Origin of the sequence: Sphaerisporangium rhizosphaerae, from assembly GCF_042665155.1 — a bacterium.
Taxonomy (GTDB): domain Bacteria; phylum Actinomycetota; class Actinomycetes; order Streptosporangiales; family Streptosporangiaceae; genus Sphaerisporangium; species Sphaerisporangium rhizosphaerae.
The window spans coordinates 1-19933 of record NZ_JBHTCG010000026.1; the positions used below are offsets into that span (position 1 = coordinate 1).

The window sequence follows — 19933 nt, forward strand, 5'->3', positions numbered from 1 at the left end:
ACAGCCCGCTGAAGGTCTCGGTCAACGTCGACCTGCCGGCCCGCCCCGAGGCCCCGGTCGAGTCCGCCGTCTACTTCGTGGTCAGCGAACTGCTCACCAACGCCAGCAGGCACGGCGGCGGGCGCCATGTCGCGGTGGACATCAGCCGGCGCGGTCCCGCCCTGCGCATCACGGTCATCGACGACGGTCAGGGCGGCGCCGACCCTTCGCGTGGCAGCGGCCTGCGCGGCATCGAGCGGCGGGTGGCCGCGTTCGACGGCGTGCTGGCGCTGTACAGCCCAGTGGGAGGTCCGACCACGGCCAGCGTCGACATCCCTCGCGCCTTCGCCGGGCACGCCGCGTGCCGCGTCACCCTGCCGCCCTGGAAACACAGGCTGATGGCAGTGTGCTGGGGCTTGATGTGGCTGCCGTTGTTCCCGCAGGGCCTCGTCGCGGCGGGTTTCAAGATCTTCGACGCCGATGAGCGCAGCTGGTTCCTCGCGCTCTACCTGCCTGAAGTGTTCCAGTGGCCCGCCATCATCGGCATGATCGTGCTCGGAGTCGCCATGGCCGTCACCGCCTACGGCCTCACCCAGGAGATCAAGAGGGCCGAGGCCGGAGCGGCCGCGTGAGGGTCGTTCTGGCCGAAGATCTCTACCTCCTCCGCGACGGCCTGGTCCGCCTGCTGCAGGCCCACGGGTTCGAGATCGTCGCGGCGGTCGAGTCGGGGCCCGAGCTGCTCAGGGCCCTGCTCGACGAGCGTCCCGAGGTGGCCGTGGTCGACGTGCGGCTGCCGCCCACCTTCACCGACGAGGGGTTGCAGGCGGCGCTGGCGGCCCGCCGCTCCATCCCCGGCCTCCCGGTGCTCGTCCTGTCCCAGCACGTCGAGCAGCTCTACGCCAGAGAGCTCCTCGCCGACGGCACGGGCGGGGTGGGTTATCTGCTCAAAGACCGCGTCTTCAACTCCGCGCAGTTCATTGACGCGGTACGGCGGGTGGCAGGGGGCGGCACCGCCATGGATCCCGATGTCATCGCCAAGCTGCTGGCCAGCAACGCCCGCCACGAGCCGCTGGGCCGGCTCAGCCCGCGCGAGCGCGAGGTGCTCGAGCTCATGGCCGAGGGCAGGTCGAACGCCGCCATCGCGCAGCGCCTGTTCCTCAGCGAGAGCGCAGTGGCCAAGCACACCGCGAACATCTTCGCCAAGCTCGATCTGGCCGTGTCCGACGACGACAACCGCCGCGTCCTCGCCGTCCTCGCCTACCTCAACGGCACCCGAGCCTGACCCCTCGACACGCGGGGAGAAGGGCCCGGGCTGAGCCGAGGCGGTGCTCGTTCAGGTGGTTCGGGCAGGTCAGGGGGCGCCGATGGTGATCGGTCGGGTATGGGTCCTTGGAGGGGAGGGCGGTTCGCCCAAGTTGGGCGGGGGTGATGGTGCTTGCTCAACGGGTAAATGTCCCACCCAGGCGCTACCTTGCTGGAAAGCAGACGTGAGCGAAGGGGATGGATCAGGGTGAAGTTCCAGGTGGACCGCGATGTCCTCGCCGACGCGGTGGCATGGAGCGCCCGGACGCTGCCGGGCCGTCCTGCGATGCCCGTCCTGTCCGGCATCCTGCTGGAGGCGCTCGACGACAGCCTCACGCTCTCGGTGTTCGACTACGACGTCTCGGCCCGTGCCGTGATCGACGCCGAGGTCGCCGAGCCGGGCAAGGTGCTGATCCCCGGCCGGGTGCTGGCCGAGATCACCCGCAGCCTGCCGGGGGAGCCCGTGCAGATCGTCACCTCCGGCGCCGAGGCCGTGCTCACCTGCGGCGGAGCCGAGTTCGGCCTGCTCACCCTCCCGGTGGAGGACTTCCCCACGCTCCCCGCCATGCCGCCCAGGGCCGGCGCGGTCGGGGGCGGCGTCTTCGCCGCGGCCGTCGCCCAGGTGGCGGTGGCCGCCAGCCGCGACCTGACCCTCCCCATGCTCACCGGCATCCGCATGGACATCGACGGCGCCAACGTCTCCCTGGCGGCCACCGACCGCTACCGCATCGCGGCCCGCGACTTCCTGTGGCACTCCGAGGAGCCCGACCAGCGGGCCGCGGTCATGGTGCCCGCCCGGGTCATGGTGGAGGTGGGCCGCTCCCTGCGCGCCGGGGAGGTGTCGATCGGCTTCGACGCGGGAGTCGCCGGGTTCGAGTGCGCGGGGCGCACGACCACCGTCCGTCTGCTGGACGAGCAGTTCATCGACTACCGGGCGCGCCTCGCCGAGACCTGGGCGATCCGCGCCGATGTCACGGTGGCGCCTTTTGTCGAGGCCATCAAGCGCGTCGCCCTGGTCGCCGAGCGGCACACCGCGATCAGGCTGTCGTTCACGCAGGGGCAGGTGCTGGTGCAGGCCGGCGGCGGCGAGATCGGCCGGGGCGCCGAGGCGGTGGCCGCCGATCTGGAAGGCGACGACATCCAGATCGCCTTCCAGCCGCACTACCTGCTCGACGGCCTGGCCGGGGTGGAGACCGAGAAGGCGAGCATCCACATGGCCTCGCCCACCCGGCCGTCCCTGATCACCGACGAGGGCGACGACCCTGCGTTCCGGTATCTGGTGATGTCGCTGCGCCTGGCCTGAGGCCGGCCGGCCTTCTGGGCCGAGGCCGCTTACCACCGACCAGGGCGGTGACCCGGCGTTCCGGTATTGAGTGAGGTCGCGCGCCTGCACGGGGCAGGCTGCGGCCGGCCTTCGGGGCGGCGGTCAGTCCAGAAGTTCGGGGGTCTCGGTGAGGGCGATCGCGATGTGCTCCATGCACGCGTGTCCCGCGCGCTCGGCGGCGGCGGCGTCACCGGAGGCGATGGCACGGGCGATGGCGTCGTGCGGGATATGGCCGTTCTGCAGGGGCGCGCCCGCGGCGGCGATGCTGGCGCGCAGCGCCGCGGAGAAGTCCTTGTACAGCTCGATCAGCACGCGGTTGTGCGTGGCCTCGACCACCGAGACGTGGAAGGCCAGGTCGGCCTCCACGAAGGCGTCGACCTCGCCCTCGGCCCACGCCTCCTCGCGGCGGAGCAGGGCGGCCTCGATCAGCTCGATGTCACCCTCGGTACGGCGGACGGCCGCGAGCCGGGCGGCCTCGACCTCGAGCGCGCGGCGCACCTCGAGGATCTCCAGATGCTCGGCGGTCCGCAGGCGCCGCGCCATGGCCCCTGAGAGCTCGCTGGTGGCGCGCACGTACGTGCCGTCACCCTGGCGGCATTCGAGCAGGCCGGCGTGGGTGAGCGCGCGCACCGCCTCACGCACGGTGTTGCGGCCGACGCCGAGCTGCTCAGCGAGGACGGTCTCCGTAGGGATCTTGGCGTTGAGACGCCAGGATCCAGAGGTGATCTGCTCTTTGAGCTGCTCGATCACCTGGTCGACGAGGGAAGCCCGCTGCGCCGTACGCAGACTCACAGTCTGCCTCCTCCGGGTAACCAATCATCCTACGAGTCAATGATTGGTCGACCTTATTTATTCCAGGGCCCCGCGGCCAAATCCGGGGGCCCTGGTTGGAGGCCTACCGTGCGAAGACCGTCGCGGTGACGGCGCCGGCCACGGTCGACCTGACCCCGACCGCTTCGAGTGCCTTACGATACGCGCGCGTCTGTCGCCCGCGGTCACCGGCCTTGCCCCACAGGTCGCCCAGCTCGCGCCAGACCTCGGCGATCTCGCGGTCGCGGACCGCGCCCGAGGACGGCACCGCGATCAGGGCGTCGCCCGCGCGCTCAAGGTGGCCCCTGACCGCGTCGTCGGACCGTGCCAAAGCACTCTCGGCGAGCACCAGGTGGGCCGAGGCCCTCATGGTGCGGGGCTCGTCGGCGAACAGCTCCAGCGCCTTGGCCGCCAGCTCGTCGGCGCCGCGGCCGTCCCCGGAGCGCAAGTGCACCCGGGCGAGAACGACCAGGCTGTGCGCGTACTCCACCGACTCGGCGGGCAGCACGGAGAAGACCTCCGAGGCGCGGGAGACCAGCGCGTCGGAGTGCTCCCTGCTGGACCGTGCGGCGGAGATCTCGGCCCAACGCATGGCGATCTTCGCCATCTGGACCGCGACGCGGGCGGGCCGCCCGGCCGCCAGCGCGTCGTCGGCGAACTGCACCGCGAGCGCGGAGTCCTCGCCCTCGGCGGCCGACACGCTGGCCTGCCAGAGCGAGAGGATCTCGGTCGTGCGGTCGTCCGGCACCGGCACGCCCGTGACCTCGAGCACGTGCTCGACGTACGAGAGCCCGATCTCGGCGTCGGCGAGCGCCGCGGCCAGGTCGACCGACACCTCGCCGTGGAACAGTGACAGTTGTGTCACCTGCTCCAGCGCCTTGGCGCCGAGGTCGCGGGCGCGCATGATGTCGCCGGCCTTGTGGTAGCACCGGCACAGCGCGACCGTGAGCGGAAGGTCGGCCAGCCGCTCGGGGTGCGCGGCGGCCTCGCGGCGAAGCCGCTCGTACGCCTCGACCGCGCGGCCGAGCTTGCCCTGCGCCTCCAGCGCACGCGCACGGCCGAGCCGTGCGTGCGCGGCGAGCAGCGCGTTGTCCTCTCCGGCGGCCTTGACGATGTCACCGAAGCGGTCGGCGGCGAGGGCCGCGTCCCCGTGGTGCAGCTCCAGCTCGGCATGGCGCAGGCCGAGCTCGGTGTCGATGCGCTGGCGCGGTTCGATCCCGTGGAGCAGGAACTCGGTGGTGCATCCAAGGCGCTCCGCGAGAAGGCGGGCGACCACCGGCGTCGGCGTGCGCTTGCCGGACTCGATGAGTGAGACATAACTGTCGGAGAGGTCGGGTCCGGCCAGCTGGGCCTGAGACATACGCCTGCTCAGACGCAGCCCGCGGACGCGATCACCGATGGTTCCCTGACTCGGCATGTGATCTCTTAAGGCGATGTTATGGTCAATGGTCTCGCCATGATGGCACGAAGCAGCCGAATCGGGTATACCCACGTCAAGAATCCCGAGGGGCAAGTCTGTCTCACCCCTCGGGATTCAGGACGAACCCGGACTAATCGTCGTCGTCAGAACTGGGAAAGAGCATCTGGCAAACCTCGAGGTACAAGGTCTCCGGATACGGAATGAAGGGGACGGTCGAGAGCGCCTGGTCCTGACCGGCGGACTCCAGGACGAACTCGCCGTAACCGAGCATGCGGCCGAGCAATGAGCGCTGGAAGCTCATGTCGGTCACCTTGCCGAGTGGCATCATCGCCACCCGGCGAGTGATCAAACCGGTGGTAAGGAGCATGCGTTTGGACGTCACCACGAAGTAGTCGACGGACCACTCGGCCACTTTCCACACGAAGCGAATGAGTAAGAGAAGCCACGCCCACCAGACGATCACCAGTGCCTGGGCTCCTTGGTTCTCGCCCAGCCACTTGCTCAGCAGCCCCGCCAGGACCAGGCCGCCGAAGACCTCGGCGACCGGTCGCAGCAGCACGGCCGGGTGGCGCCGCACCATGATGACCTGGTGTTCGTGGGGCAGAAGGTAACGATTGACCGACGACGGAGCAGAGTCCCCGTGGGTCACAAGTCTCATGTCAGCTTCGCGACGAATAGCGCCAGCGAATCCGCGGCGTTCACCACAGTGTCCATTGCTCCTCTGACCGCGCTAGCCGCGTCAGCCGGTCTGGTGAACAGGTAGAAAGCCACAAACGCGATGGCTGCGTACGTTAGAACCTTCTTGACCTGCACTGCCGCCTCCGTTAACCAACTCACCCACTGCACCCACCGTATACATTACCCAGCTGATTCGCTCGGTAAAGGCATCCCGACCCCACAGTCTTTAGGGGTCTGGATGTGACCTGCGTCACCCTTGCTCGCCGGCGACCGCGGCCAGCACCTGGAGGTGCTTGCGCGCGATGCGCTCGACGAGGCTCGGGTACGCGTAACCAGTGACCTCCATCGCGCCGTGGTGCGCCGCCTCTACGCAGCGTGTCACCGTCGCGGCGGGATGAACCCCGGCGAACTCGACCTTCAGCGCGGTCTCGACCTGTGTGTAGGCGTCAATATCCGGCAGTTGGTCCATCGCTCTCCCAGGTGTGCGTCCACGGCCCCGCGGGGGCCGGGAACACAGTGACATTGTCATCACTCTGTGTACCCTCTGAAACACAGTATGTAACGAAGGGTGTGTCAACCTGGGGACGAAGAAGGAAAAAGAATCAGACGACGCCGTACAGGCGGTCTCCCGCGTCGCCCAAGCCGGGGACGATGTAGCCGTGCTCGTTGAGCCGCTCGTCCAGGGCGGCGGTCACCACACGCACGGGGTTGCCCGAGTCGGTGAAGACCTGCTCCAGATATCGCAGCCCCTCGGGCGCGGCGAGCAGGCAGATGGCCGTGACGTCCTCGGCGCCGCGCTGGAACAGAAGCTGGATGGCCGCCGCGAGCGTGCCACCGGTGGCGAGCATGGGGTCGAGCACGTAGCACTGGCGGCCCGAGAGGTCTTCGGGCAGCCGGGTGGCGTAGGTCTCGGCCTTGAGGGTGCCCTCGTCGCGGATCATGCCGAGGAAGCCGACCTCGGCCGTGGGCAGCAGGCGGGTCATGCCGTCGAGCATGCCGAGGCCCGCGCGCAAGATCGGCACGACCAGGGGCGCGGGGCGGGCGAGCCGCACGCCGTGGGCGGGGGCCACCGGGGTGGTGACCGTCGCGTCGGTGACCCGTACGTCGCGCGTGGCCTCGTAGGCCAGCAGCGTGACCAGCTCGTCGGCGAGCCGCCGGAACGTGGGGGAGTCGGTGCGCACGTCCCTGAGAGCGGTCAGCTTGTGAGCGACCAGCGGGTGGTCAACGACGAGGGTCTTCATGGCTGCCAACGCTATCCTCTGCGCCCGGGTGAACGGTACGAGCGGCCCGGTAACCCCCATCACACCCCAAGCGGGTCGGGGGCGGCCGTTTTTGATCACAATTTGCCCGAGGGGCCTACGGGGCTCCAGTGATTCTGGGAGCATGGCCAACCGTGAGAACCGCGTCGGTGGAGCGAAGATGACAGACGTAGATGCTCTTGACTTCGCCATCGTGGTCTACCGCGAGGACGACCGCTGGGAAGCCGAGATGTTGCCGGTGGGTCTCACCGCGGACCTCCACGGGCTGATCCACGCTCTCCGGCAGCAGCCGAGCATGGGCGCCACGATTGGCCTGGTCGCCGTTGGGGATGACTTCTTCGTGGCATTAAGGGTGTTCGGCGAGCGCGTCGACGTCTTCCTGTCCGACATCACCGCGTCGTGGGACTGGCCGCTCGCCCAGCAGGTGCTGGAGTACCTCGACGTCCCCGTGCCGGAGGAGGAGGAGCTCGACATGGTCCTCCCGGCCGGAGACCTGTCGATCTTCGCCGATCTGGGCCTCGACGAGATGGAGCTGGGCGCCCTCTCCGGTGATCTCGAACTGCTTCCTGACGAGGTGCTCTCCAGCATCGCCGCGCGGCTGGGCTTCTCCCAGCCGTTTGAACGTGCCGTCGACTCAGCCATCGGCTGACCTCGGGAGCCCCGATCATGCCCTCGAGACCAACACACAGCGCTCTGTTCGCCGCGGCCTTCGTCCGCACGCCCCAGGGGTGGAGCGGCGCCGAGGTCGATCTCACCAACGCCGAGATCGCCGACGACCTGGGCGACGCCGTCCAGGACGCTCTGGGGCTGAACGGCGAGGAGCTCGCCCTGCTCTGCGTCGAGGTGGAGGACGAATGGTTCGCGCTCGTCCGCTACGACGACGACGCCGAGCCGCGCGCCTTCCTCTCCGACGCCCACGCGGCGGCCGCTGACGGCCTCGGCGAGCTGTTCAACGAGCTGGCCGGGGTCGTCGTCCCCGACAAGGAGGCCGATCTCGGCGTCCGTCCCGCCGGCGACTTCGAGTTGCTCAGCGACCTCGGCGTCAGCGCCGAGGAGCTTTTGGAGCTGAGCATGGAGGAGGGGGTGCTTCCCGCCGACACCCTCTCGGTCATCGCCGAGAAGCTCTCCTTCGCCGATGAGCTCGACCGGCTGCACTAGCGCCTTCCCCCGCGCGGCCTCGCCGGCGGGCCCGCGGCCGTGAGCGATCCGGCGCAGGGCGAGTTCGAGACGCCCATGCGGCTCGCGCTCGAGCAGGCCGCGCTGGCCGGCGAGCGTGGCGAGGTGCCCGTGGGCGCCGTCGTCCTCGGGCCCGGGGGTGAGGTGCTCGCGGTGGCGGGCAACGACCGGGAGGCGAGCGCGGACCCGACCGCCCACGCCGAGGTGCTGGCCCTGCGCGCGGCGGCCCGCGTGCGCGGCGAGTGGCGGCTGAGCGGCTGCACCCTGGTGGTGACCCTGGAGCCCTGCACGATGTGCGCGGGGGCGGCGGTGCTCGCCCGGGTGGACACGATCGTCTACGGGGCGGCCGACGAGAAGGCCGGCGCGGCGGGGTCGCTGTGGGACGTGGTGCGCGACCGGCGGCTGAACCACCGTCCCGAGGTGATCCTCGGGGTCCTCGCCGGGGAGTGCGCGGCCGTTCTCCGGGACTTCTTCGCCGACCGGCGCCACTGAAACCGGCATTTGGTGCATACCAGACGATGAGCGCGCGCGAACAGGGCCCCGGATCCGGTAGGCTGCTCGGCGGTGGAGTCGCCTAGTGGCCGAGGGCGCACGCCTCGAAAGCGTGTGATGGGGCAACCTATCCGTGGGTTCAAATCCCACCTCCACCGCCACCACGAAGGGCCCGCGCCGGGCGACCGGCCGCGGGCCCTTCGGCGTCACCAGGCCTACACCTCGTCGAACGGCTTGGCGTAGGCGAACGCGCCGCGCGTCGCCGGGGTGTAGGCGGCCAGCGGGCGCGCCTGGAAGTGCTCGCCCCAGGCCGCGACCGGCGGGACGACGCCGAGCTCGGCGGCCGGCCGGAAACCGAACCGCGGATAGTAGTCACGATGGCCCAGCAGCACGACGAGCGGTTCGTCGAGCGCGTCCGCCGCCGCCAGCACCGCGTGCATGAGTGCATGACCGACGCCCTGACGCTGATGGGCGGGCAGCACCCCGAGCGGCCCCAGTCCGAGCACGGGAGCGGAGTCCACGGAGGCCCGGCTGCAGACCACATGGCCAAGGATGGCGCCGTCCGCCCCTGTGGCGACCAGTGAGAGACGCGGCAGCCACGCCTCGCAGGCCCGCAGCGCGTCCACCAGGACGGCCTCCACGGTCGGTTCGCCGGGCGCCTCCGGCTTGGCGAACGCGGCGTTGTGCACTTCGCGGATGGCGGGGATGTCGGCCGGTACCTCGCGTCGGATCAGCATCCGCTCAGGCTGGCCGTGCCGGGACAGGGGTGTCAACGCGATTTGTTCCGCGCCGGCCCGCGGACGGCCGCCAGGGCCGCGGATGGCTTCGTGCGCGCCGGGCCGGCGGCTTCGGGGGCTCCGCGCCGCGTCATTCGGGCGCGGAGCCGCCGCGGGACTCGTCCAGTTCGAGAACCCGCGCGTGCAGGACCGAACGCTGGTGCAGGGCGGCCCGCAGCGCGCGGTGCAGGCCGTCCTCGAGGTAGAGCTCGCCGCGCCACTGCACCACATGGGGGAACAGGTCACCGTAGAAGGTCGAATCCTTGGCGAGCAGAGAGTGCAGGTCGAGCACCGCCTTCGTGGTCACCAGAGAGTCGAGCCTGACCTGCCGCGGCGGGATCTGGGCCCACTCTCGATGCGACAGGCCGTGCTCGGGGTACGGGCGGCCATCACCGACTGACTTGAAGATCACCCTATGTAGTTTAGGAGAGATTTCCTGTTTGCCTGCTTCAGCGGGTGCCCGGTGAAGCCCTGATCAGGTCAGATGCCTCCGGAGAAGGTGTCGCACTTGGCGGGGTCGCCCGAGTCGTAGCCGGTGCTGAACCACTTGGTCCGCTGCTCGGCGGTGCCGTGAGTGAAGGACTCCGGGTCGACGCGGCCCTGCGTCTTCTCCTGGATGCGGTCGTCGCCGACGGCGGCCGCGGCGTCGAGCGCCTCTTGGATGTCGGTCTGGGTGAAGGGCTTCTCGTAGAAACCGGTGTCCACGGCGTTCTTCGCCCAGACGCCGCCATAGCAGTCGGCCTGGAGTTCCAGCCGGACCGAAGCGCTGTCGGCGCCCTGGCTGTTCCCCCCGACGCGCTCCATGGTGCCCAACAGGTCCTGGACGTGATGGCCGTACTCGTGGGCGATGACGTACGCCTGGGCGAACGGGCCGCCCTTCGCGCCGAACTTGCTCTGCAACTCGTCGAAGAAGCTCAGGTCCAGGTAGACGTGCTTGTCGCTCGGGCAGTAGAACGGCCCCACCTGCGAGGTGGCCTGGCCGCACCCGGTGTCCACCGCCTGGGAGAACAGAACGGTCTTCGCGGGCGTGTAGGTGCCGCTGCCGCCCTGCCCGAACGCGTCCTTCCAGTACGCCTGGATGCTGTTCACCACGCCCACGACGCGGCAGTTCTCCGACTGGTCGGCGTCGGAGCCCTTCTTGCACTCTTGGGACAGGTCGGAGGTCGGCTGGACGCCCGTGGTGTCCCCACCGCCGTCCCTGCCGGTTATGTCACCGGGATTGATCCCGAATATCAGCGCGGCGATGAGGGCGATGATGCCCGCCGCGCCTCCTCCGATGGCGAGCCCGCCACCGGGGATCCCGCCCCCGCCACCACGGTTCTCGACCTGTGAGGCGTCGAGGTCGACATCGTCACGGAAGTCCATCGGCCCGTCTTCCCTTTGTCTCGGTCCTCGGGGTGTCGGCCACTCCGCTGCCCCGCAGAGAAACGATCATGCATGATCGCGGGTACACGCACGTCACGCCGTACCTCGGTGACACTCGGTCACCGACGGTGGCCCCTTCGGCCAAGCCCGTCACCGCTGAATGCCAACGGAAGGCCGTGATCGGCTCCACCCGGGCACCGGTTACGGGATCTTCGTCCTGAAGCGGGCTAGCGTGCTGATCGACGATCACTGCCGGTGATACGGAGGTCACCTTGGGTGCGAAAAGCGAGGTGCCGCCCCCTCGTCGCGAAGAAGCGCACTGGACGCACGAGGACGCACGGTGCTCCGGTCCCGACGGCGGGCCGTACCCGGGACGTGACGACGCGCCGGACCCGGCTCGCGATGACGTGCGGGACTTCGTCCGCGATGACGTGCCCCCTCCGGCCTACTTCCTGCGCAGCCTTCCCGCCATGCCGGTGTCCGCGTGGCTCAGGGCCTGGGCGACGTCCCTCAGCCCGTTCGCCGCCGGGCTGGTGCTCGCGTTCGCGATGGGCGCGGGTGTGGCGCTGGGCCTGCACCCGGCCTGCGGCGGCGCCGCCGTCCCGCACGCCCGGGTCTCGTCCGCCGGCCACTGAAGCCCCATCGACCGGCCACTGACGAACACCCCGGCCGGCCGCTGGAGAACGCGCCGGCCGGCCGCTGAAGGGCTCGCGGGTCGTCTCGCCGGTGGGTTCTGAAGGCTGAAAGCACGAAGGCCCCGGTTGGATCGACCGGGGCCTTCGTGTTCTTGCTGCTCAACCAAGCGCGGAGGATAGGAGATTCGAACTCCTGAGGGGTTGCCCCCAACACGCTTTCCAAGCGTGCGCCCTAGGCCAACTAGGCGAATCCTCCGCCGAGAAGCTTACCGGACTTCGGAGCCTGCCGAGACCATGGAGATGACGACGAATCGGTCTCGACGTTCCCCGGCGGCTGCGCCCCGAGCACTGCCGCGCACGGCTAGACTGTCACCGGACCCCTCGCACGGCGTCATCCTGTGAACCTCCCCAGGGCCGGAAGGCAGCAAGGATAAGCGGGCTCTGTCGGGTGTGCGAGGGGTCTCTTCGCTGGAGCCTCAAGGCGGTGTCGTCACATGATCGCGACGATCGGCACACACGACCCCGAAGACGCTTCGGTGATCACCCACTCCGACCCCCTAGGCGAGGAGACGGCATGAGTCTCGCTCTCTACCGCAAGTACCGGCCTGGGACGTTCGCCGAGGTCAAGGGGCAGGAGCACGTCACCGAGCCACTGCGGCAGGCGCTCAGCACCGGCCGCGTCAACCACGCCTACCTGTTCAGCGGGCCGCGCGGGTGCGGCAAGACCTCCAGCGCGCGCATCCTCGCCCGCTCGCTCAACTGCGAGAAGGGCCCGACGCCCGACCCCTGCGGCGAGTGCGAGTCGTGCGTGGCCCTCGCGCCCACCGGGCCGGGCCACCTCGACGTCATAGAGATCGACGCCGCCTCCCACGGAGGCGTGGACGACGCCCGCGACCTGCGCGAACGCGCGTTCTTCGCCCCGGTGTCGGCGCGGTTCAAGATCTACATCATCGACGAGGCGCACATGGTGACCCGCGAGGGTTTCAACGCGCTGCTCAAGCTCGTCGAGGAGCCCCCGCCACACCTGAAGTTCGTCTTCGCGACCACCGAGCCCGAGAAGGTCATCGGGACCATCAAGTCGCGCACCCACCACTACCCGTTCCGTCTGATGCCCCCCGCGACGCTGCGGCAGCTGCTGGAGGAGATCCTCCTGTCGGAGTCGGTGCCGTACGAGCCGGCCGCGCTGCCGCTGGTCGTGCGGGCGGGGGCCGGCTCGGCCCGCGACTCGCTGTCGATCCTGGACCAGCTCCTGGCCGGCGCCGACGAGGCCGGCATCACCTACGCCCGGGCCGTGTCCCTGCTGGGGTACACCGACGGCGGGCTGCTCGACGAGATCATCGCCGCGTTCGCCCGGCGCGACGGCGCCGCGGTCTTCCAGGCGGTCAACCGGGTGGCCGAGGGAGGTCACGACCCGCGCCGGTTCGCCATGGACCTTCTCGAGCGCTTCCGCGACCTGGTCATCCTCGCCAACGTGCCGGAGGCCGCGCACAACGGCCTGCTCGACCGCCCGGCCGACGAACTCGAGCGGCTGGCCGGGCAGGCCGCCTCCATGGGGCCCGGCGAGCTGACCCGCGCGGCCGAGGTGTTCAACGCCGGGCTGATCGAGATGCGCGGCGCCACCTCTCCCCGTCTGCTGCTCGAGCTCATGTGCGCCCGGGTGCTGCTCCCGGCCGTCGACCAGGGCGAGGTCGCGATGCTCGCCCGCCTCGAACGGCTGGAGCGCGGCGGCGTGGTCGCGGCGGCCGCACCGGCTCCGGGCGCCTTCGCCACCGGCACGCGGGCCGGCGCGGCGCACGAGCCGCGGGCCGCCGGCGGGTCGCAGTACCCGCAGCCGGGCCAGTCCCAGCGCGCGCCCGTTCCGGATGTTCAGGAGGCTCCTGGGCAGGACGTCTCCGGTCAGGGCCGGCCGCCGGTCGAGGCGAGGACGCCCGCCGCCCGTCCGCCCGCGGACGACTGGCCCGCCCCCGCGCGGGCCGGCGCCGCCCGCGCGCAGGAGGGCTCGGCCGCTCCCCAGGCGCCGGCGCACCGGCCGGACGCTCCCTCCGCCGGGCCCGTGGTCCAGGCGGCGTCCGGCGCGTTCCAGCACACCTGGCCGCAGATCCTGGACGTGCTCAAGCGGCGCTCGCCGGCCGTCTGGGCGAACGTCAACACCAACTCCCAGCTGATCGGCGTCGAGGACAACATCGTCACGCTGGGCTTCAGCCAGGTCGGCGCCATGCGCAACTTCGTCAACGGCGCCAAGGACGCCGTCGTGGCCGCGGCCATCGCCGAGGTCATGGGCGGCAACTGGCGGGTCGAGGCCGTGGTCGGCAACGCGCCCGGCGGCGGCGCGCCCTCGACTCCGGCGGTGCGGCAGGCGCCCGCCGCCAGGCCGGCACCCGCGCGGCAGGAGGTCCCGCCGGCGGCGCAGGCTCCCGCCCAGCCGGGCCTCACAAGCGCCCCGGCACCGGCGCGGCGGCCGGCTCCGGCCTCCGCGCAGCGGCCTGCGGGGGCGGCGTCCACGGCGTCCACGGCGTCCACGGCAGAGGAGCCATGGCCGGACGCGCCGCCGCCGGACGACGAGGGGCATCCTCCGGGCCCCGGGTTCACCGCCGCCCGTCCAGGGCTCGCCGCGGCGCGCTCGGCCGCGCAGGCGGCGGCCCAGGCCGGGCCGCGCCAAGCGGGCGCCACCGGGTGGCCGGACGCCGTCCCGGGCCGTCCGGGGCCGGCGTCGGTCGAGACCGACGAGGTCGATCCGGACAACGACGCCGACGCGGACGCCGACGCCCTGACCGGCATGGCCCTCGTCCAGCGCGAACTCGGCGGCCAGATAATCGGCGAGATCGACCACACCTAGCTAGTCGCCGGTGGCGATGACGCCGGCCTTCTCGATCATCAGCACGGCGCTGCGTACTGGGACGACGGGCCTGTGCATCAACCCGGCCGGGACGGTGAAGGCCTGCCTGGGACCGAGTTCGACCGTGTCGGCGTCCTCCAATTCGATGCGGAACAGCCCGTCCAGCACGAAGAAGAACTCATCCTGCTCATCGTGCTTGTGCCAGTGGTACTCCCCTTGCATGACCCCCAGCCGTACCCAGACGTCCCCGACGTGGATGAGGGTCTGGTTGTACCAAGGGTCATCGACTTGGTCGATCAACGCTTGGACGTCCATGGTCTGCAGGGTGGTGAACAGCGGCTGGTAATGAATGGCGTAGTCGGGCTGGGACACGGTCTCCTCCTTGCGAGGCGGCGGCCATGGGCGAATTCGGCCCTTTCGGGACGGCCCCAGGTCAGGACGTGGTGGTGATGGGGGCGATGCGGGGGGAGGCCAGGCGCACATAGTCGTCGGTGGCCAGGGCGATCGAACGGTCCAGTCGGGCGGCGTTGAAGAACAGTTCCGGCACCCGCATCAGCGCCGGGTCGGCGATGACCTCCAGCCCGGGGTGGTAGCTGAAAGGCAGTACGGTTCCGCTCACACTTCCCGCCAGTTCTTCGGCCTTGTCGCGGCCGGCGAAGGCGACGTAGGTGCCCTTCAGCGACTCCTTGACCGCCTGCAGGTCCAGGCGGGCGTCACCGGGAACCACGGCCAGCACATACCGGGTCAGCTTCTTGCCGAGCTTGACCATGACGATCAGGCACTTGGCCGCGTGCGCGACGTCGTGCCCGCGCAGCGCGCTGACCACCTCGGTACGTCCTTCGGGCGGATGGTCCATGAGTCGGTAGCGGGCCCCGGCCGCGTCCAGATCCGTGATCAACCGTGCGTAAAGCCCCGTGTCGAACGCGTCGGTAGCTTCGAGGCCGAGGCCGGCGATATCGCCCTGCAGCTCACCACTCACCGCTCAACATCTCCTTCGCCTCGGCGATACGGTCCTCATCGCGCTGATAGAACACCCACTGTTTGATCTTCTTGCCGCGCACCAGACCCGCCTGCGAGAGCACCCGTAGATGCTCACCACAGGTCGGCTGGCTCACCCCGAGCTTCTGGGCGATCAGCAGCGAGCAGACGCCGTCACGCACCAGGTCGCCGTCACGCTGCGGCGGAAAGTGGCGCTCCGGGTCACGTAGCCACTCCAAGATGAGCAGGCGCCTGTCGTTCGCCATCGCCTTGATCAGGTCCACATCGAGCACTTAGGGAATATGGCAATTCGCTAATTGCCTGTCAAGCATGAGTGCGCCGCGGCGGCCGCTGCACGGACGGGCGTGCACATCATGCGGTCTTGACGTTATGAGTGCTGTTCCTTGACACCGTCGCCGTGCCGGTTCTGGGACGCTGGAGTCGCGCACCGGGCGGGGGCGGCGCGCCCGGTCGGGCGGTACGGTCACGACCGTGCCGGCATGATCGTCGAGGGCCGGGGCCACTCGGTGCGATGTGGTCCGCACCTGGGGCGGGCATCTTCGGCGCCGTGTCCCGCGGCCGGTCCCCGCTTGCCTACAACGGACGTCGCCAGTGCAACATCCGTGGCAAACCCCGTAGGCTCGTGCCACACGCGAAGCCATGAGGAGCGCACGATCGTGAATCCAGGTGATGTCAACCTGCAGCAGTTGCTCGAGCAGGCGCAGCTCATGCAGCAGCAGCTCGCGACCGCACAGCAGGAGCTCAACGACGCGGAGGTCGAGGGCACGGCCGGCGGCGGCCTGGTCGTCGCCACCGTCAACGGGAGCGGCGAGCTGCTCGAACTGAAGATCAGTCCCAAGGCCATCGACCCCGGTGACCCGCAGGACTCGGCCGACACGATCGCCGACCTGGTGATCGCGGCGGTGCGCGACGCCGTCCGCGCGGCGGCCGACCTCCAGCAGGAGAAGCTCGGCCCGCTGGCCCAGGGCCTCGGCGGGGGCGGATTCCAGCTTCCGGGGTTCTGACCGCCATGTACGAGGGGGTCGTCCAGAACCTGATCGACGAGCTGGGCCTGCTTCCCGGCGTCGGTCCGAAGAGCGCGCAGCGCATAGCTTTCCACCTGCTGGCCGCCGACCCGGCCGACGTCAAGCGGCTGGCGCACGCCTTGCTGGAGGTCAAGGAGCGCGTCCGCTTCTGCCGCGTCTGCGGGAACGTCGCGGCCGAGGAGGAGTGCCGCATCTGCCGGGACGCCCGGCGCGATCCCCATGTCATCTGCGTCGTCGAGGAGTCCAAGGACGTCGTCGCCATCGAGAAGACCCGCGAGTTCCGCGGCCGCTACCACGTGCTGGGCGGGGCGATCAGCCCCATCGAGGGCGTCGGCCCGGACGACCTGCGCATCCGCGAGCTGATGACGCGGCTGGCCGACGGGCGGGTCACCGAGTTGATCCTCGCGACCGATCCCAACCTGGAAGGGGAGGCCACGGCCACCTATCTGGCCAGGTTGGTCAAACCGATGGGTTTGAAAGTCACACGATTGGCCAGCGGTCTGCCAGTGGGCGGAGACCTCGAGTACGCCGACGAGGTCACCTTGGGCCGCGCTTTCGAAGGACGGAGGCTGCTGGATGTTTGACGAGTGGAACGCCATGGCGGACCGCATCGCCGCGCACGCGCAGAACTATCTCGACGGCTTGACGAGACTGGCGGGCGGCGAGGGCGGCGACGCCATGCTGCCCATGCTGCTCGTCGAGGTCTCGCAGGTCAGTCTGGCGGGTGCGCAGCTCGGAGCGGCGCAGGATGTGATCCTGCAGGGCAATTTCGAGCCCGCGACCGGTCCCGACCCCGACCTCGACGGGGTGCGCACGGCGCTCGCCACGCGTCTTGGCCCGGTGGACGACTACGCCGAGGTGTTCGACCCCTACAAGGACACCGGGGTCACGGCCTACCGCCTGTCGGACGACCTGGCGGCCGTCGCGGCCGATCTGATCCACGGGCTCGGCCACTACCGCGCGGGGCGTCCGCTGGAGGCGCTGTGGTGGTGGCAGTACTCGTACTTCAACACCTGGGGCAACCACGCGGGGGCGGCCATGCGGGCGTTGCAGGCGCTGGTCGCCCACACCCGCCTGGACGTGGTGGAGGAGACGACCACCGCGTGAGTCCGCCGGCCGGCGCGGGGGCTCCGCGCCGGCACGGTCGTCCGTGGGATCAGTTGTACACAGGCAGGTCCGGTTCGGGCTGGTCAGCGGGGTCGGTTGTCCACATGCTGGGCTTAATCGGCGGCGGTCATGGGTGCCCCCAGTAGACTGTGGGCTCCGCATACTGAACCTTTGGGAGACATCCCGTGGCGCTCGTTGTCCAGAAATACGGTGGTTCCTCCGTCGCCGACGCCTCCCGCATCAAGCGGGTGGCCCAGCGGATCGTCGCGACGAAAAAAGCCGGCAACGACGTCGTGGTGATCGTCTCGGCGATGGGCGACACGACCGACGAGCTGCTCGACCTGGCCCAGCAGGTGACGCCGCTGCCCCCCGGGCGCGAGCTCGACATGCTGCTGACCGCCGGCGAGCGCATCTCGATGGCGTTGCTGGCGATGGCCATCGCCAACCTCGGCGACGAGGCGCGGTCGTTCACCGGTTCCCAGGCCGGCGTGATCACCGACTCCACCCACGGCAAGGCGCGCATCATCGACGTGACGCCCGGCCGCATCCAGGAGGCCGTGCGCAGCGGGCAGATCGCCATCGTCGCCGGCTTCCAGGGCGTCTCCCAGGACACCAAGGACATCACGACGCTCGGGCGGGGCGGTTCCGACACCACGGCCGTCGCGCTGGCGGCGGCCCTGGGCGCCGACGTCTGCGAGATCTACACCGATGTCGACGGCATCTTCACCGCCGATCCGCGCATCGTCCCGGCCGCCCGCCAGATCCCCCGCATCTCCTACGAGGAGTCGATGGAGATGGCGGCCTGCGGCGCCAAGATCCTGCACCTGCGCTGCGTGGAGTACGCCCGGCGGTTCAACCTGCCGATCCACGTCAGGAGCTCGTTCAGCAGCAAGGAAGGCACCTGGGTCGTCTCCGATCCCCACACTGAAGGAACCGAGATGGAGCAGCCGATCATCTCCGGCGTCGCGCACGACCGGAGCGAGGCAAAGATCACTGTCGTCGGGGTTCCCGACAAGGTCGGAGAGGCCGCGGCCATCTTCAGAACGCTCGCGACCGCCGAGATCAACATCGACATGATCGTGCAGAACATCTCGGCCGCCGCCACCGGGCGCACCGACATCTCCTTCACGCTGCCCTCGGCCGACGGCACCTCCGCCGTCACGGCCCTCAAGCGCATCCAGGAGCAGATCGGCTTCGAGAAGATCCTCTTCGACGACCAGATCGGCAAGGTCTCGCTGATCGGGGCGGGCATGCGCTCCCACCCCGGCGTCACCGCCACCTTCTTCGGCGCCCTGGCCGACGCCGGCATCAACATCGAGATGATCTCGACCTCCGAGATCCGCATCTCGGTCATCGTCAGCCAGGACGAGGTGGACGCGGCGGTCGCCGCCGCCCACCGGGCCTTCGACCTCGACAGCGACCAGGTCGAGGCCGTGGTCTACGGAGGCACCGGAAGATGAACGCCCACGAGCACACCGGCGAGGAGAGTGACCGAGCAGTGAGTTCCGACAAGCCTACCCTGGCCGTCGTCGGCGCCACCGGCGCCGTCGGCACGGTGATGCTGGAGATCCTGTCCAGCCGCCCCGACGTCTGGGGCGAGATCCGCCTCATCGCCTCACCCCGTTCGGCCGGGAAGAAGCTGGTGGTCCGCGAGCGGGAGGTCGAGGTCGTCGCGCTGTCGCCCGAGGCGTTCGACGGGGTCGACGTCGCCATGTTCGACGTGCCCGACGAGGTGTCGGCGCAGTGGGCGCCGGTGGCCGCCTCCCGCGGCGCGGTCGCCGTGGACAACTCCGGCGCCTTCCGCATGGATCCCGACGTGCCCCTCGTGGTGCCCGAGTGCAACCCCGAGGCGATCGCCCGGCGGCCCAAGGGCATCATCGCCAACCCCAACTGCACGACGCTGTCGATGATGGCCGCCCTCGGCGCCCTGCACCGCGAGTACGGCCTGCGCGAGCTGGTCGTGGCGTCGTACCAGGCCGTCTCCGGCATGGGCGTCGCGGGGCCCGAGCGGCTCTACGACGAGATCGCCGCGGTGGCGGGAAACCGGGCCATCGGCACGGTGGCCGGCGACGTCCGCAAGGCCGTCCCCGACCTGGTCGACTCGCCGTTCCCTGCTCCGCTCGCGTTCAACGTGGTGCCCGCCGCGGGCTCGCTCAAGGAGGACGGCTGGTTCTCCGAGGAGCTCAAGGTCCGCAACGAGTCGCGCAAGATCCTCGGCATTCCCGACCTGAAGGTCTCGGCCACCTGCGTCCGCGTGCCGGTCATCACCACCCACTCGCTGGCCGTGCACGCCACCTTCGACGAGCCGGTGACGGTGGCCGCGGCCCGGGCGGTGCTGGAGGCCGCGCCGACGGTGGTCGTCCTGGACGACCCGGCGAAGGGCGTGTTCCCCACCCCGGCCGACGTCGTGGGCACCGACCCCACCTACGTGGGGCGCATCCGCCAGGCGCTCGACTTCCCCAACACGCTCGACATGTTCGTCTGCGGCGACAACCTGCGCAAGGGCGCCGCACTGAACACCGCCGAGATCGCCGAACTGGTCGCCGCCGAACTCTCCTCCCGCTGACCCACCCGCACACCACTCGATCGCGTCCGCCCTCGGCCGTTACATCGCGTTCCGCTTCGGCCGCGGGCGGGTGCGGCGTGGGTGCCGGTAGTGGGTCGATAGTGGGTGTGCGCCGGCCGCGCCGGCCGCGCCGGCCGCCGTCCACCCGCGCGATCAAACGCGCGGGCGTGTCCCGTGCTGCCAG

25 protein-coding genes, 2 tRNA genes and 1 other RNA gene are annotated in these 19933 nt (G+C 70.2%); 15 read left to right on the top strand and 13 right to left on the bottom strand.

What is annotated here, in order from left to right; all coding sequences use genetic code 11:
* The 3 genes from ACFQSB_RS29290 to dnaN all read left to right on the top strand — a co-directional run.
* Positions 1-611, top strand: a 611-nt coding sequence (locus ACFQSB_RS29290; protein ID WP_380830107.1) for a sensor histidine kinase, incomplete at its 5' end; no start/stop codon positions are given.
* Positions 608-1261 (top strand): response regulator transcription factor, encoded by a 654-nt coding sequence (locus ACFQSB_RS29295; RefSeq protein WP_354851697.1) that lies wholly within the window; start codon positions 608-610, stop codon positions 1259-1261. The genes ACFQSB_RS29290 and ACFQSB_RS29295, both read left to right, overlap by 4 nt.
* A gap of 228 nt (positions 1262-1489) precedes the next feature.
* Positions 1490-2584, top strand: coding sequence for a DNA polymerase III subunit beta (dnaN, locus tag ACFQSB_RS29300; RefSeq protein WP_380830108.1), 1095 nt, complete (start codon positions 1490-1492; stop codon positions 2582-2584).
* Positions 2585-2707: 123 nt separating this feature from the next.
* Here the strand turns inward: dnaN and ACFQSB_RS29305 are convergent, their stop codons facing one another.
* The 6 genes from ACFQSB_RS29305 to upp all read right to left on the bottom strand — a co-directional run bounded on the left by ACFQSB_RS29305 (position 2708) and on the right by upp (position 6754).
* A complete protein-coding gene (locus tag ACFQSB_RS29305; protein ID WP_354851694.1) occupies positions 2708-3397 on the bottom strand; it encodes a FadR/GntR family transcriptional regulator in 690 nt (229 codons plus the stop codon).
* A 103-nt stretch (positions 3398-3500) separates the two neighbouring features.
* A complete protein-coding gene (locus ACFQSB_RS29310) occupies positions 3501-4832 on the bottom strand; it encodes a helix-turn-helix domain-containing protein (protein WP_380830109.1) in 1332 nt (443 codons plus the stop codon).
* A 133-nt stretch (positions 4833-4965) separates the two neighbouring features.
* Entirely contained in the window at positions 4966-5493 is a 528-nt protein-coding gene (locus tag ACFQSB_RS29315; RefSeq protein WP_354851690.1) for a PH domain-containing protein, read from the bottom strand.
* Positions 5490-5648 carry a hypothetical protein gene (locus ACFQSB_RS29320; RefSeq protein WP_354851688.1) on the bottom strand — a complete coding sequence of 53 codons (159 nt, stop codon included), beginning with the start codon at positions 5646-5648 and terminating at the stop codon, positions 5490-5492. The genes ACFQSB_RS29315 and ACFQSB_RS29320 overlap by 4 nt, the downstream gene beginning before the upstream one ends.
* Positions 5649-5763: 115 nt before the next feature.
* Positions 5764-5982 (bottom strand): three-helix bundle dimerization domain-containing protein, encoded by a 219-nt coding sequence (locus ACFQSB_RS29325; protein ID WP_354851687.1) that lies wholly within the window; start codon positions 5980-5982, stop codon positions 5764-5766.
* A gap of 133 nt (positions 5983-6115) precedes the next feature.
* The gene (upp, locus tag ACFQSB_RS29330; protein ID WP_380830110.1) at positions 6116-6754 is read right to left on the bottom strand and encodes a uracil phosphoribosyltransferase; all 639 of its coding nucleotides are present in this window, start codon (positions 6752-6754) and stop codon (positions 6116-6118) included.
* 178 nt (positions 6755-6932) lie between these two features.
* On the opposite strand from upp, the gene ACFQSB_RS29335 reads away from it, so the two are divergent.
* The 4 genes from ACFQSB_RS29335 to ACFQSB_RS29350 all read left to right on the top strand — a co-directional run bounded on the left by ACFQSB_RS29335 (position 6933) and on the right by ACFQSB_RS29350 (position 8601).
* Positions 6933-7421 carry a tRNA adenosine deaminase-associated protein gene (locus ACFQSB_RS29335; RefSeq protein ID WP_354851704.1) on the top strand — a complete coding sequence of 163 codons (489 nt, stop codon included), beginning with the start codon at positions 6933-6935 and terminating at the stop codon, positions 7419-7421.
* A gap of 17 nt (positions 7422-7438) precedes the next feature.
* Entirely contained in the window at positions 7439-7930 is a 492-nt protein-coding gene (locus tag ACFQSB_RS29340) for a tRNA adenosine deaminase-associated protein (RefSeq protein WP_354851684.1), read from the top strand.
* Between the two features lie 75 nt (positions 7931-8005).
* Positions 8006-8440, top strand: a complete 435-nt coding sequence (tadA, locus tag ACFQSB_RS29345) for a tRNA adenosine(34) deaminase TadA (RefSeq protein WP_354851702.1) — start codon at positions 8006-8008, stop codon at positions 8438-8440.
* Positions 8441-8511: 71 nt separating this feature from the next.
* Positions 8512-8601, top strand: a tRNA-Ser gene (locus tag ACFQSB_RS29350).
* A 54-nt stretch (positions 8602-8655) separates the two neighbouring features.
* Here ACFQSB_RS29350 and ACFQSB_RS29355 read toward each other — a convergent pair.
* From ACFQSB_RS29355 to ypfJ, 3 genes are all read right to left on the bottom strand, one after another.
* Positions 8656-9177, bottom strand: a complete 522-nt coding sequence (locus ACFQSB_RS29355) for a GNAT family N-acetyltransferase (RefSeq protein WP_380830111.1) — start codon at positions 9175-9177, stop codon at positions 8656-8658.
* Positions 9178-9307: 130 nt separating this feature from the next.
* Positions 9308-9628, bottom strand: a complete 321-nt coding sequence (locus ACFQSB_RS29360; RefSeq protein WP_354851680.1) for a type II toxin-antitoxin system VapB family antitoxin — start codon at positions 9626-9628, stop codon at positions 9308-9310.
* 68 nt (positions 9629-9696) lie between these two features.
* Positions 9697-10581 carry a KPN_02809 family neutral zinc metallopeptidase gene (gene ypfJ / locus ACFQSB_RS29365; RefSeq protein WP_380830112.1) on the bottom strand — a complete coding sequence of 295 codons (885 nt, stop codon included), beginning with the start codon at positions 10579-10581 and terminating at the stop codon, positions 9697-9699.
* Positions 10582-10853: 272 nt separating this feature from the next.
* On the opposite strand from ypfJ, the gene ACFQSB_RS29370 reads away from it, so the two are divergent.
* Positions 10854-11216, top strand: a complete 363-nt coding sequence (locus ACFQSB_RS29370) for a hypothetical protein (protein ID WP_380830114.1) — start codon at positions 10854-10856, stop codon at positions 11214-11216.
* A gap of 170 nt (positions 11217-11386) precedes the next feature.
* Here ACFQSB_RS29370 and ACFQSB_RS29375 read toward each other — a convergent pair.
* Positions 11387-11472 (bottom strand) — tRNA-Ser (locus tag ACFQSB_RS29375).
* A gap of 116 nt (positions 11473-11588) precedes the next feature.
* On the opposite strand from ACFQSB_RS29375, the gene ffs reads away from it, so the two are divergent.
* Both ffs and ACFQSB_RS29385 read left to right on the top strand, forming a co-directional pair.
* An RNA gene (gene ffs, locus ACFQSB_RS29380) (signal recognition particle sRNA small type) lies at positions 11589-11684 on the top strand.
* Positions 11685-11790: 106 nt separating this feature from the next.
* Entirely contained in the window at positions 11791-14052 is a 2262-nt protein-coding gene (locus ACFQSB_RS29385; protein WP_380830115.1) for a DNA polymerase III subunit gamma and tau, read from the top strand.
* Here the strand turns inward: ACFQSB_RS29385 and ACFQSB_RS29390 are convergent, their stop codons facing one another.
* The 3 genes from ACFQSB_RS29390 to ACFQSB_RS29400 form a co-directional block, all read right to left on the bottom strand.
* Entirely contained in the window at positions 14053-14424 is a 372-nt protein-coding gene (locus ACFQSB_RS29390) for a cupin domain-containing protein (RefSeq protein ID WP_380830116.1), read from the bottom strand.
* A gap of 61 nt (positions 14425-14485) precedes the next feature.
* Positions 14486-15031, bottom strand: coding sequence for a YbaK/EbsC family protein (locus ACFQSB_RS29395; RefSeq protein WP_380830117.1), 546 nt, complete (start codon positions 15029-15031; stop codon positions 14486-14488).
* Complete coding sequence (locus ACFQSB_RS29400) at positions 15021-15323, bottom strand: ArsR/SmtB family transcription factor (protein WP_354851670.1); 303 nt, start codon at positions 15321-15323, stop codon at positions 15021-15023. Before ACFQSB_RS29400 ends, ACFQSB_RS29395 begins: the two co-directional genes overlap by 11 nt.
* A 384-nt stretch (positions 15324-15707) precedes the next feature.
* Between ACFQSB_RS29400 and ACFQSB_RS29405 the strand changes: the two genes are divergently transcribed.
* The 5 genes from ACFQSB_RS29405 (at position 15708) to ACFQSB_RS29425 (ending at position 19749) form a co-directional block, all read left to right on the top strand.
* Positions 15708-16055: a YbaB/EbfC family nucleoid-associated protein gene (locus tag ACFQSB_RS29405; RefSeq protein WP_380830118.1), complete on the top strand. Its 348-nt coding sequence runs from the start codon at positions 15708-15710 to the stop codon at positions 16053-16055.
* A 5-nt stretch (positions 16056-16060) separates the two neighbouring features.
* The gene (gene recR / locus ACFQSB_RS29410; protein WP_354851666.1) at positions 16061-16660 is read left to right on the top strand and encodes a recombination mediator RecR; all 600 of its coding nucleotides are present in this window, start codon (positions 16061-16063) and stop codon (positions 16658-16660) included.
* Positions 16653-17183, top strand: a complete 531-nt coding sequence (locus ACFQSB_RS29415) for a DUF5063 domain-containing protein (protein ID WP_354851664.1) — start codon at positions 16653-16655, stop codon at positions 17181-17183. Before recR ends, ACFQSB_RS29415 begins: the two co-directional genes overlap by 8 nt.
* A gap of 185 nt (positions 17184-17368) precedes the next feature.
* Positions 17369-18643, top strand: a complete 1275-nt coding sequence (locus tag ACFQSB_RS29420) for an aspartate kinase (RefSeq protein WP_354851662.1) — start codon at positions 17369-17371, stop codon at positions 18641-18643.
* A 38-nt stretch (positions 18644-18681) separates the two neighbouring features.
* Positions 18682-19749, top strand: coding sequence for an aspartate-semialdehyde dehydrogenase (locus ACFQSB_RS29425; protein ID WP_380830119.1), 1068 nt, complete (start codon positions 18682-18684; stop codon positions 19747-19749).
* The last annotated feature ends 184 nt before the right edge of the window (positions 19750-19933 follow it).

Coding starts and splice junctions, on each gene's coding strand:
- ACFQSB_RS29325 (WP_354851687.1), bottom strand. CDS start 5,982: ATGGACCAACTGCCGGATATTGACGCCTACACACAGGTCGAGACCGCG.
- ypfJ (WP_380830112.1), bottom strand. CDS start 10,581: ATGGACTTCCGTGACGATGTCGACCTCGACGCCTCACAGGTCGAGAAC.
- ACFQSB_RS29355 (WP_380830111.1), bottom strand. CDS start 9,177: ATGCTGATCCGACGCGAGGTACCGGCCGACATCCCCGCCATCCGCGAA.
- tadA (WP_354851702.1), top strand. CDS start 8,006: ATGCGGCTCGCGCTCGAGCAGGCCGCGCTGGCCGGCGAGCGTGGCGAG.
- ACFQSB_RS29310 (WP_380830109.1), bottom strand. CDS start 4,832: ATGCCGAGTCAGGGAACCATCGGTGATCGCGTCCGCGGGCTGCGTCTG.
- upp (WP_380830110.1), bottom strand. CDS start 6,754: ATGAAGACCCTCGTCGTTGACCACCCGCTGGTCGCTCACAAGCTGACC.
- ACFQSB_RS29315 (WP_354851690.1), bottom strand. CDS start 5,493: ATGAGACTTGTGACCCACGGGGACTCTGCTCCGTCGTCGGTCAATCGT.
- ACFQSB_RS29335 (WP_354851704.1), top strand. CDS start 6,933: ATGACAGACGTAGATGCTCTTGACTTCGCCATCGTGGTCTACCGCGAG.
- ACFQSB_RS29340 (WP_354851684.1), top strand. CDS start 7,439: ATGCCCTCGAGACCAACACACAGCGCTCTGTTCGCCGCGGCCTTCGTC.
- ACFQSB_RS29415 (WP_354851664.1), top strand. CDS start 16,653: ATGTTTGACGAGTGGAACGCCATGGCGGACCGCATCGCCGCGCACGCG.
- ACFQSB_RS29385 (WP_380830115.1), top strand. CDS start 11,791: ATGAGTCTCGCTCTCTACCGCAAGTACCGGCCTGGGACGTTCGCCGAG.
- recR (WP_354851666.1), top strand. CDS start 16,061: ATGTACGAGGGGGTCGTCCAGAACCTGATCGACGAGCTGGGCCTGCTT.